Source organism: Cupriavidus sp. 05T313 (genome assembly GCF_056396665.1).
Window position 1 is genome coordinate 1 of the sequence record NZ_JBFTLX010000250.1, and the last position, 10,315, is coordinate 10,315.

Annotated in this window: 10 protein-coding genes; 6 read left to right on the forward strand and 4 right to left on the reverse strand. The window is 67.1% G+C overall.

The features are described 5' to 3' along the window. The 4 genes from AC1DKD_RS34170 to AC1DKD_RS34185 form a co-directional block, all read left to right on the forward strand. Positions 1 to 683 (forward strand): vWA domain-containing protein (locus AC1DKD_RS34170; RefSeq protein WP_477144257.1); only part of this gene is annotated, 683 nt, incomplete at its 5' end. After that, positions 674 to 1,255 (forward strand): SRPBCC family protein, encoded by a 582-nt coding sequence (locus AC1DKD_RS34175; protein ID WP_441637671.1) that lies wholly within the window; start codon positions 674 to 676, stop codon positions 1,253 to 1,255. The genes AC1DKD_RS34170 and AC1DKD_RS34175, both read left to right, overlap by 10 nt. Then, positions 1,228 to 2,256: an XdhC family protein gene (locus tag AC1DKD_RS34180; RefSeq protein ID WP_441637669.1), complete on the forward strand. Its 1,029-nt coding sequence runs from the start codon at positions 1,228 to 1,230 to the stop codon at positions 2,254 to 2,256. Before AC1DKD_RS34175 ends, AC1DKD_RS34180 begins: the two co-directional genes overlap by 28 nt. Positions 2,257 to 2,300: 44 nt before the next feature. Beyond that, entirely contained in the window at positions 2,301 to 2,882 is a 582-nt protein-coding gene (locus AC1DKD_RS34185) for a nucleotidyltransferase family protein (protein WP_477102604.1), read from the forward strand. Positions 2,883 to 2,938: 56 nt separating this feature from the next. Here the strand turns inward: AC1DKD_RS34185 and otsA are convergent, their stop codons facing one another. From otsA to otsB, 3 genes are read right to left on the reverse strand one after another with little or no spacing between them, the layout of a single operon-like run. Further along, positions 2,939 to 4,330 carry an alpha,alpha-trehalose-phosphate synthase (UDP-forming) gene (otsA, locus tag AC1DKD_RS34190; RefSeq protein ID WP_276288714.1) on the reverse strand — a complete coding sequence of 464 codons (1,392 nt, stop codon included), beginning with the start codon at positions 4,328 to 4,330 and terminating at the stop codon, positions 2,939 to 2,941. Positions 4,331 to 4,376: 46 nt separating this feature from the next. Beyond that, the gene (locus AC1DKD_RS34195) at positions 4,377 to 6,215 is read right to left on the reverse strand and encodes a glycoside hydrolase family 15 protein (RefSeq protein ID WP_477144258.1); all 1,839 of its coding nucleotides are present in this window, start codon (positions 6,213 to 6,215) and stop codon (positions 4,377 to 4,379) included. 12 nt (positions 6,216 to 6,227) lie between these two features. After that, complete coding sequence (gene otsB / locus AC1DKD_RS34200; protein WP_441636240.1) at positions 6,228 to 7,013, reverse strand: trehalose-phosphatase; 786 nt, start codon at positions 7,011 to 7,013, stop codon at positions 6,228 to 6,230. A gap of 241 nt (positions 7,014 to 7,254) precedes the next feature. Here otsB and ilvA point away from each other — a divergent pair, with 241 nt between their 5' ends. Continuing rightward, on the forward strand, positions 7,255 to 8,781 hold the full coding sequence (gene ilvA / locus AC1DKD_RS34205) for a threonine ammonia-lyase, biosynthetic (RefSeq protein ID WP_441636242.1): 1,527 nt from the start codon (positions 7,255 to 7,257) through the stop codon (positions 8,779 to 8,781). Positions 8,782 to 8,845: 64 nt separating this feature from the next. After that, the gene (gene queF / locus AC1DKD_RS34210; RefSeq protein ID WP_045240848.1) at positions 8,846 to 9,679 is read left to right on the forward strand and encodes an NADPH-dependent 7-cyano-7-deazaguanine reductase QueF; all 834 of its coding nucleotides are present in this window, start codon (positions 8,846 to 8,848) and stop codon (positions 9,677 to 9,679) included. A 95-nt stretch (positions 9,680 to 9,774) separates the two neighbouring features. Here queF and AC1DKD_RS34215 read toward each other — a convergent pair. Continuing rightward, positions 9,775 to 10,315 (reverse strand): carbohydrate porin (locus tag AC1DKD_RS34215; protein WP_477144259.1); only part of this gene is annotated, 541 nt, incomplete at its 5' end.

The following is a 10,315-nucleotide window of genomic DNA, read 5'->3' on the forward strand; positions in this document are numbered from 1 at the left end:
GGCTGGCGGTGCGCCAGCAAGGCGAATGGCTACGCTGGAAATTCCGCCGCCATGCCGAGCGGCGCCCGCCGCTGGTGCTGCTGCTCGACATCTCCGGCTCGATGAGCCAGTACTCGCGCGCGGTGCTGTATTTCTGCCATGCGCTGATGCAATCGCGCGAGCGGCTGTCCGTATTCCTGTTCGGCACCCGGCTGACCAACATCACCCGCTCGCTGCGCGAGCGCGACCCCGACGAGGCGGTCGGCGCCATCACCGGACAGGTGCGCGACTGGGCCGGCGGCACCCGCATCGGCGCCGCGCTGGCCACCTTCAACCGCCAGTGRGCCCGCCGCACGCTGTCCGGCCGCGCCACCGTGCTGCTGGTCACCGACGGGCTGGACCATGAAGACATCGATTTGCTGGGCACGGAAATGACTCGCCTGCGCCGCTTCGCGCATCGCATCGTCTGGCTCAACCCACTGCTGCGCTATGCCGGCTTCGCGCCGCAGGCGCGTGGCGTACAAGCCATCCTGCCGCACGTGGATGCGCTGCGCTCGGCGCACAACCTGGACAGCCTGTTCGCGCTGGRATCGCTGCTGGCCGCGCGCGAACCGCTGGCCATGCCCGTTTTCCCTGCGGCGCCGATGCCCAGAGACATTAGAAACATGAAAGACACCAAGGAGACGCCCCCGCCATGGAAATGACACAGACGCGGCAACTGCCGGTAGTGCAGCAAAACGCCTGGGAAGCCCTGAACGACACGGGGCTGCTCAAGCAATGCATCCCCGGATGTGAGAGCATCGAGCCTGACGGCGACAACGCCTACCTGGTGGCGCTGACCGCCGCGGTGGGCCCGGTCAAGGCGCGCTTCAAGGGGCGCATGGCCTTGCAGGACATCCAGGCGCCCGACAGCTACACCATCCAGTTCGACGGCCAAGGTGGCGTCGCGGGCTTCGGCAAGGGCACCGCGCACGTCACGCTGGCCCCCGAGGGCGAGCAGACGGTGCTGACCTATACGGTCAACGCCCAGGTTGGCGGCAAACTCGCGCAGATCGGCTCGCGGCTGGTCGATGCCGCCGCGCGCAAGATGGCCGATACCTTCTTCGACCGCTTCACGGCGGCGCTGGGCGGGCCCGGCGAGCAAGGTGACGAAGCGGGCACGGGCGAGGATGTCGCCAAGGATGGAGCGGCGGCCGGCGATGGCAGCACGCCCGATGAACAAACCGGTGAAACGAAGCGGAAAAGATCATGGACAGCGTGGATCTCGAAGTCCTGAAAAGCAGCGTACGCTGGCTGGCCGAAGGCCACCGCACGCTATTGGTAACGGTAGTCAGAACCTGGGGCTCCTCGCCCCGGCCGGAAGGCGCCATGCTGGCCGTGCGCGACGACGGCCTGGTGGTGGGATCGGTCTCGGGCGGCTGCATCGAGGACGACATCATCGACCGGGTACGGCGCGAAGGCATTGCCAGCGGGCGCCCCGAAGCCGTCAAGTACGGCATCAGCGCCGAGGAAGCGCACCGCTTCGGCCTGCCCTGCGGCGGCACCATCGAACTGGTGACCGAGCCGCTCAGCGCCGACAGCCATCTGGACGAACTGCTGGAAGCCGTGGAACGCGGCAGGCTGGTGGCGCGCACGCTCGACATGGCAAGCGGCCGCGCCACGCTCGGCCCGGCGCAAGCGACGGACGGCTTGGCCTTCGACGGCAACACCCTGCTCACCATCCACGGGCCGCGCTACCGCATGCTGGTCATCGGCGCCGGGCAGTTATCGAAATACCTGTGCCAGATCGCCGTCGGCCTGGGCTTCCAGGTCACCGTGTGCGATCCGCGCGAGGAATACACCGAGACCTGGGACATCCCCGGCGTCACTATGGTGCGCACCATGCCGGATGACACCGTGACCGAGATGCAGCTCGACGAGCGCAGCGCGGTGATCGCCGTCACGCACGATCCCAAGCTCGACGACCTGGCCCTGATGGAAGCGCTGCGCACGCGCGCCTTCTACGTTGGCGCGCTCGGTTCGCGCCGCAACAACCAGGCGCGCCGCGAACGGCTCAAGGAATTCGACCTCGACGACATGCAGCTGGCGCGGCTGCACGGGCCGGTGGGCATCTACATCGGCAGCCGCACGCCACCGGAGATCGCGATCTCGATCCTGGCCGAAGTCGTGGCCGCCAAGAACCACGTCTCGCTGCCCGACATCCTGCAGGTGGAAGGCGCCAAGGCCGCCCGCGAAATGGCGGCCAGCGAAGGCAGCACCTGCAGCCCCGCCCCGTGACCGGCGCGCTGAACGGCCCCGCCAATGGCCCCCTCAACGGCGCCATCAACGCCGCCGAGCTGCCCACCGGCATCCTGCTGGCCGCCGGCTACGGGCGCCGCTTCGATGCCGCCGGGCAGCGCAACAAGCTGCTCGCCACGCTGCCCGACGGGCACACGGTGGCCGGCCGCAGCGCGCGGACCCTCGCCGGCGTCCTGCCCGGCGCGCTCGCCGTGATCCGCCCGGGCAACGCCGCGCTGGCGGCCGAATTGCGGCGGGCAGGCTGCCGCGTGCTGGAGACCGCCGCCGCGGAGGCCGGCATGGGGGCCGCGCTGGCCGCAGCGGTGGCCGCCACGCCGGACGCCCGTGGCTGGGTGGTGGCGCTGGCCGACATGCCGTGGCTGCCGGCCGAACTGGTCCGCGCGGTGGCATTGACGATCACCACGCGCGACGCCATCGCCGCGCCCTGGCGGGGCGGGCAGCGCGGGCATCCGGTCGGATTTGGCGCCGCCTGGCGGGAAGCGCTCCTCAAGCTTGACGGGGATGAAGGGGCGCGGGAATTGTTGAAAACGCAGCCGGTGATGCGAATCCTCACCGATGACGAAGGGGCGTTCAGGGATGTGGATACGCCRGGGGACTTGGCGTAGCGGTTTGCCTGGCGGAACGTATTGCGTCTTTGAAGTCACGCCGTGGCAGTCTCCCCCTACCCGCCATCCGTCTCCGCCAGCGTCCTCAGATACTCCTCCCTCCACCAATGCACATCCTGCCCGCGGATGCGCTCCAACAGCTTCTGGTGCCGCGACTGGCGCTCGGCCAGCGGCATATGCAACGCCTGCTGGATCGCCTGCGCCGTGGCATTGATATCGTAGGGATTGACGAGCAAGGCCTCCCGAAGCTGCTCGGCAGCCCCGGCGAACCGCGATAGGACCAGCACCCCCGGATCATCCGGATCCTGCGCCGCCACGAACTCCTTGGCCACCAGGTTCATTCCGTCCCGCAACGGCGTGACCAGTGCCACGCGGCAAGCGCGGTACAACCCCGGCAGCCGACGCCGCGCGGTCGTGCGATGGATATAGCGCACCGGCATCCAGTCCAGCTCCCCGTACTCCCCATTGATCGCCCCCGACAACCCTTCCAGTTCGCGCCGCAGATCCGCATAGGCATCCACCGTCTCCCGCGACGGCGCGGCGATCTGGATCAGCGTGGCGCTGCGGCGGTTCTCCGGATACTGCGCCATCAGCGCCCGCACCGCCTTGAGCCGCTGCGGCAGCCCCTTGGAGTAATCGAGACGATCGACGCCCAGTAACAGCCGGCGGCTCGCGTACTGGCCCCGCATCATCTCGTAGGTCTCGCGCGATTCATCACATTTCCCAAGCTCGGCGAATTCGTCGACGTCGATGCCGATCGGGAACGCCTGCGCGCGCACGGTGCGGTGGAAAGCCCGGAAGCGGTACTCGCCCATCGGCTCGGCCTGCGCCTCCCTTTGCACATAGCGCGAGAAATGCTCCAGATCGAGCTGGCTCTGGAAGCCGACCAGGTCATAGGCGAACAGCGCCCGCATCAGCCACTCGTGTTGCGGGATCGCAGCCAGGATCAGCGGCGGGGGCAAGGGGATATGCAGGAAGAACCCCATGCGCTGCCCGCAGCCCATGGCGCGCAGTTCGGAGGCGAGCGGGATCAGGTGGTAGTCGTGGATCCAGATCACATCGTCCGGACGCAGCAGTGGCGCCAGCTTGCGCGCAAACAGCTGGTTCACGCGGCGATAGATGTTGAGATAGCCGGAATCGAAATCCGCCAGGTCGATGCGGTAGTGGAACACCGGCCACAGCACGCCGTTGCTGTAGCCCTGGTAGTACGCGTCGTGGTCCTCGCGGCACAGGTCAACGGTTGCCAGCGTGACATTGCCGGCCTGCTGGATATGCAGCTCCCCCTCGCCGGGCGTGCCACCCTGGGCGGCATCCACGATCCTGCCGCTCCAGCCGAACCAGACCCCGCCGGTGGCCTTGAGCGCCTCGCCCAACGCCACCGCGAGACCGCCCGCGGCAACGTTGCGCGGATCTGCGATGCGGTTGGATACCACGACTAGTCTGCCCATATGTTCCTTTGCCAGAACCCTGCCCCGCGCGCTGGAAATCGCGTGCTCAAATCACCGAATCCCATGGCGCGGACAGGCGCACGGCGCCGTTGATCAGGCCCACCATCGAGTAGGTCTGCGGAAAATTGCCCCACATCTCGCCGGTCACCGGATGGGTGTCCTCGGACAGCAAGCCAAGCGGGTTGCGCGCCGCCAGCATGGCCTCGAAAATCTCGCGTGCTTCCTCGCGGCGCCCCACGCGCGCCAGCGCGTCGATACGCCAGAAGGTGCAGATATTGAAGGCGGTCTCGGGCTTGCCGAAATCGTCTGGCGCCTCGTAGCGACGCATGTACGGCCCGTCGCACAGCGACGCTTCCAGGGCCTTGAGCGTCGACATGAAGCGCTCGTCCCACGGGGCGATAATGCCCACCTCGGCCATCAGCAGCACGCTGGCATCGAGCTCGCGCCCGCCGAAGCTCTCGGCGAATGCCTGGCGTTCCTCGCTCCAGGACTCGCTCACGATGCGCTCCTTCATGCCGTCGGCATGCTGGCGCCAGTAAGCCGCGCGGTCGGGCAGTTGCAGCGCATCGCCGATCTTGGCAAGACGGTCGCACGCGGCCCAGCTCATCAGCGCAGAGGAGGTATGCACCCGCGCCCGCGTGCGCAGCTCCCACATGCCCGCATCGGGCGTGCCGAACACGCGTACCGCCTGTTCGCCCACGGTCTCCAGCACTTGATACTCGGCCACCCCGCCGCGGTGCAGCAGGCGATGGTCGTGGAAGGCCTGGGCCGCGCCCAGCACCACGTTGCCGTAGACGTCGTGCTGGAAGTGCTCCTGCGCCTGGTTGCCCACGCGCACCGGGCCCATCCCGCGGTAGCCCGACAAGTGATCGAGCACGCTCTCCGGCAATTCGAGTTCCAGCCCGATGCCGTACAGCGGCTGGATATGGCCGTTCCTGGACTGCATCACCACGTTGGACAACCAGCGCAGGTAGTCCTCCATGGTGCYGACCTCGGACAAGCTGTTGAGCGCGCGGATCACGAAGAAGGCATCGCGCAGCCAGCAGAATCGGTAGTCCCAGTTGCGCCCGCTGCCCGGCGCCTCGGGAATGCTGGTGGTCATGGCCGCGACGATGGCGCCGGTCTCTTCATAGAGCGACAGCTTGAGCGTGATGGCGGCACGGATCACCGCGTCCTGCCATTCGCGCGGCACCGCGAGGCGGCGGCTCCACATCTTCCAGTAGGCCGTGGTTTCCTGCTCGAAGTCGCGCGCGACTTCCTCCACGCCGCCTTGCAGGGTTTCATCGGGTCCGAGGATGAAGTTGAGATCGCGGGTCAGCAGGAAAGGTGTCCGCGACAGCACATAGGTCAGCGGCGCATCGGTGGTCATGCGCAGCGTCGTGCCATCGCCGACATAGCGCACATGGCTGCTGCCACGCGTGATCTCGGGCTTGATGCGTCCCCAGTCGAAGCGCGGCGCCACTGTCACCCGCACGCGCGGCGCGCCGCTGATGGGACGAATGCGCCGGATCAGCGTGGTGGGGCGAAAGTAGCGGCCCAGCCGGAAGAGTCGCGGCGCGAAATCGGTGATCTCCAGGCAGTTGCCATGCTGGTCGGTCAGCCGCGTGCGCAGCACGGCCGTATTGGGCTCGTACCATTGCGCCGACTCGTGGAAGTCCTCGATCTCGATGGCGAAGTGGCCCGCGTTCGGGCCAGGATCAAGCAAGGCGTTGAAGACCGGGTCGCCATCGAAGCGCGGCAGGCAGCACCAGACGATGCGCCCGCGGCCGTCGACCAGCGCGGAGATCGCGCAGTTGCCGATCATGCCCAGCGACAGCGAGGGATCGGCATAGCGGCCTGCCCCCTCAGCGCTCCCCTGGGTACCCTCGGTAGATTGGTTGCTCACAGCGAATCCCCCTCAAGACGTCGTTGTGGTTGTGGCTCCCGCCGCCAGCGTGCCATCCGCGGAGGCCATGACTTCCAGCGCCCTGGCGGAGCGATGCAGCCAGCAGCGCAGCGCGGCCGGACCGGTCACGCTGACGGTGGCGGCGCTGGGCCGCTGTCCTACCAGCAAGGCGACACCGCCCAGGCGCCGCACCACGGAAAAGCCAGCCTCATCGGTAATGTCGTCGCCGGCAAACAGCGGCGTGCGCCGCGCAAACGGCGGCCCGCGCATAAAGGTATCGATGGCGCCGCCCTTGTCGATGCCGGCCGGCTTGAGTTCCACCACCATCTTGCCGTGCAAGACTTCGATGCCGGGCACGCCACTGGCGACCTGCGCCGCGAAGTTGCGTACCAGCCCTTCGAGATGGGGGACGGCGCGGTAGTGCACCGCGACCGCGACCGACTTGCGCTCCAGCTGCAAGCCGGGATACGCGTTGACCAGGGCTTCGAGAGGTGGCAGCAACAGGGGCACGCCGGGGTCCGGCTGGCGCAGCCAGCGGCCGACCGCGTCGCGCAATTCCGCGCCGTGCACGCCTGCCGCGGGCAGTTGCAGGGGCTGCAGGAAATGATCCAGCTCGGCGATCGGCCGGCCCGAAACCAGCGCCACGGCACCGCCCAGATGCCGATGCAGGGCGCGCAGCGTCCCCACCAGTTCCGGTTCGACCCGCACGAGGTCCGGACGTGGCGCGAGGTCGGCCAGCGTACCGTCGAAATCCAGGAACAGCGCCGTGTTTGGTTCGATAAGAGGTAGGTTGGGCATCGCGTTACACCGTAGCACGAGTGTTCCCGCACCGTCCACCGGACAACGTCCTACACGGTGCGCCTCTGCACGCACCGCGCCGCAATGGCGCCCGCACCGCCGCGGTGCGCCGTTTCGCAGCGGCCTTGCAGGTGCGCCGGCCTGCCCTTGGCGGCCACCGGATCCGGGGTGCCGGCATCGCCGCACCGCGCCATCCTTTATCATTAGCGGTTTCCGCCAATCCCCGCCCCGGCTGTCCACGATGACCCGCAAACCCGATTACCTGAGAAAGATCCTGACCGCCAAGGTGTATGACGTGGCCCAGGAGACCGATCTCACCTACGCAAACCTGCTCTCCGCGCGCACCGGCAACAAGGTGTGGTTCAAGCGCGAGGACACCCAGCCGGTGTTCTCGTTCAAGCTGCGCGGCGCGTACAACAAGATGGCCTCGCTGTCGCCGGAGGAACTCAAGCGCGGCGTGATCGCCGCCTCCGCCGGCAATCATGCGCAAGGCGTGGCGCTGTCGGCGGCGCGGCTCAAATGCAAGGCGCTGATCGCGATGCCGGTCACGACCCCGCAGGTAAAGATCGACGCGGTGCGCGAGCGCGGCGGCGAGTGGGTGGAAATCGTGCTGCACGGCGACTCGTACAGCGATGCCTACAACCACGCGGCAGAGCTGGAGAAGAAGCACAAGCTGACCTTCATCCACCCTTTCGACGATCCCGAAGTCATCGCCGGCCAGGGCACCATCGCCATGGAAATCCTGCGCCAGCATCCGGGCCCGCTGCATGCGGTGTTCGTGGCGATCGGCGGCGGCGGCCTGATCTCCGGCATCGCGTCCTACATCAAGGCCGTGCGCCCGGAGATCAAGGTGATCGGCGTGCAGACCGTGGATTCGGACGCGATGAAGCGCTCGGTGGATGCGGGCAAGCGTGTGGAACTCAAGGAAGTGGGCCTGTTCTCGGACGGCACCGCCGTCAAGCTGGTCGGCAAGGAAACCTTCCGCATCACGCGCGAACTGGTCGACGAGATCATCCTGGTGGACACCGACGCCATCTGCGCGGGGCTCAAGGACGTGTTCCAGGATACGCGCAGCATCCTGGAGCCCGCGGGCGCGATGGCCATCGCCGGCCTGAAGCTGTATGCCGAGCGAGAGAAACTCAAGGGCCAGCACCTGGTGGCCATTGCGTGCGGCGCCAACATGAACTTCGACCGCCTGCGCTTCGTCGCGGAGCGCGCCGAGGTGGGCGAGGCGCGCGAGGCGGTGTTCGCGGTCAGCATCCCCGAGGAACGCGGCAGCTTCAAGCGCTTCTGCGAGCAGGTCGGCACGCGCAATGTGACCGAGTTCAACTACCGCATCGCCGACAACAGCATGGCCCACATCTTCGTCGGCGTGCAGATCGCGAGCCGCGCGGAGAACGAGAAGATCGCCGCCGGTTTCCGCCGCCACGGCTTCGATACGCTCGACCTGTCCAACAACGAGCTGGCCAAGCAGCATATCCGCTACATGGTGGGCGGACGCTCGCCGCTGGCGCATGACGAACTGCTGTACCGCTTCGAGTTCCCGGAGCGTCCGGGCGCGCTGATGCGCTTCCTGTCGAGCATGAGCCCGAACTGGAATATCAGCCTGTTCCACTACCGCAACCAGGGCGGCGACACCTCCAATATCCTGGTTGGCATCCAGGTGCCCAGGAACGAGAAACGCGCCTTCCGCGCCTTCCTCGCCACGCTGGGCTATGTACACTGGGAAGAGACCGAGAACCCGGTATACAAGCTGTTCCTGTCCTGATCAATCCCGTGGTCCCCGCGCATCCCTGCCGACAGGCATGCGCGGAGCCACACGCGAGGCAACCATGAGCCTTCCCGAACAATCACCGCTAGGCAAACCCTCGGCCTACAAGACCGAGTACGACCCCACCCTGCTGTTCCCCATCCCGCGCCAGCCCAAGCGCACCGAGATCGGGCTGGCCGAGGGCCGCGCGCTGCCGTTCTTCGGCGTGGACATCTGGAACGCGTACGAGCTCTCGTGGCTGAACATGAAGGGCAAGCCGCAGGTGGCGCTGGCCAGCTTCATCATTCCCGCCGACACGCCCAATATCGTCGAATCCAAGTCGTTCAAGCTCTACCTGAATTCGTTCAACCAGAGCAAGATCGCCTCGCCCGAAGCGCTGCAGCAACTGCTGCACCACGACCTGTCCGAAGCCACCGGCGGCACGGTGCAGGTTCGCCTGGTGACCGAAGCCGAGTTGGGCACCCAGAAGATGGGTGAGCTGGATGGCCTGCTGCTGGACCGGCTCGACATCGAGACCGATATCTACGAACCGGCGCCGCACCTGCTGCACGCGAGCCAGGACGAATCGCCGGTGGAAGAAACGCTGGTCTCGCACCTGCTCAAGTCCAACTGCCTGGTGACCGGCCAGCCGGACTGGGGCAGCGTGCAGATCCGCTACGTGGGCGCGCCGATCAACCAGGAAGCGCTGCTCAAGTACCTGATCTCGTTCCGCAACCACAACGAGTTCCACGAGCAATGCGTGGAGCGGATCTTCACCGACGTGCTGCGCCAGTGCAAGCCCGTGAAGCTGGCGGTCTATGCCCGCTACACGCGGCGCGGCGGGCTGGATATCAATCCGTTCCGCACCAACTTCAACACGCCGTGGCCGGACAACCGGCGCAATGCACGGCAGTGATGCCGCAAGCCGTGCAGCAAAGGAGAAAGCCCGGCACATGCGCCGGGCTTTCAGACTGCTGACAAAGTCGGGGCAACTGAGCAAGCCCCGGCGGTTCAGAACTCCGCGTGCAGGCGCACGCCGTAGAACTTCGCCGGGCCGCGGTCGCGGTTATAGCCGGGATTGCGGATGTACTGGAAGTCCGGGCTGATGCTCAGGTATTTGACCGGCTGGAAGCTGTAGAACAGTTCCACGATCTGCTCTGGCCCGTACCTGAGCGCACCGTCGCCCAGGAATGCGCCCAGACCGCCCGCGGCCAGATAGGCCTGGTGGTGCGAGCCCAGCATGTTCACCGACATGGCCAGGCCCACCACATCGCGCGGCCGTCCCCACGCATTGCCGTTAAGCACGCCGCCGGCGGCTACCTGGCGGCCGATTTCGGTGAAGGCATAGGTCTCTGTCTTGTCGTCGGACATATTGGCGCGCGCGAACACGCCGAGCGAATCGTTCACGCGCTGCATCACCGACAAGCCCACGCCAAGTTTGGCATGTTCCTCGCGCACATCGGCCAGGTCCGGCGTGGTGCCGGTGGCGGCGCCAAGCTGCAGCGCATCGCTGAACCTGCCCATGCGCGCCTTGTTGCGCCAGAACAGCAGG

Coding starts and splice junctions, on each gene's coding strand:
- ilvA (WP_441636242.1), top strand. CDS start 7,255: ATGACCCGCAAACCCGATTACCTGAGAAAGATCCTGACCGCCAAGGTG.
- otsB (WP_441636240.1), bottom strand. CDS start 7,013: ATGCCCAACCTACCTCTTATCGAACCAAACACGGCGCTGTTCCTGGAT.
- AC1DKD_RS34180 (WP_441637669.1), top strand. CDS start 1,228: ATGGACAGCGTGGATCTCGAAGTCCTGAAAAGCAGCGTACGCTGGCTG.
- AC1DKD_RS34175 (WP_441637671.1), top strand. CDS start 674: ATGGAAATGACACAGACGCGGCAACTGCCGGTAGTGCAGCAAAACGCC.
- otsA (WP_276288714.1), bottom strand. CDS start 4,330: ATGGGCAGACTAGTCGTGGTATCCAACCGCATCGCAGATCCGCGCAAC.
- queF (WP_045240848.1), top strand. CDS start 8,846: ATGAGCCTTCCCGAACAATCACCGCTAGGCAAACCCTCGGCCTACAAG.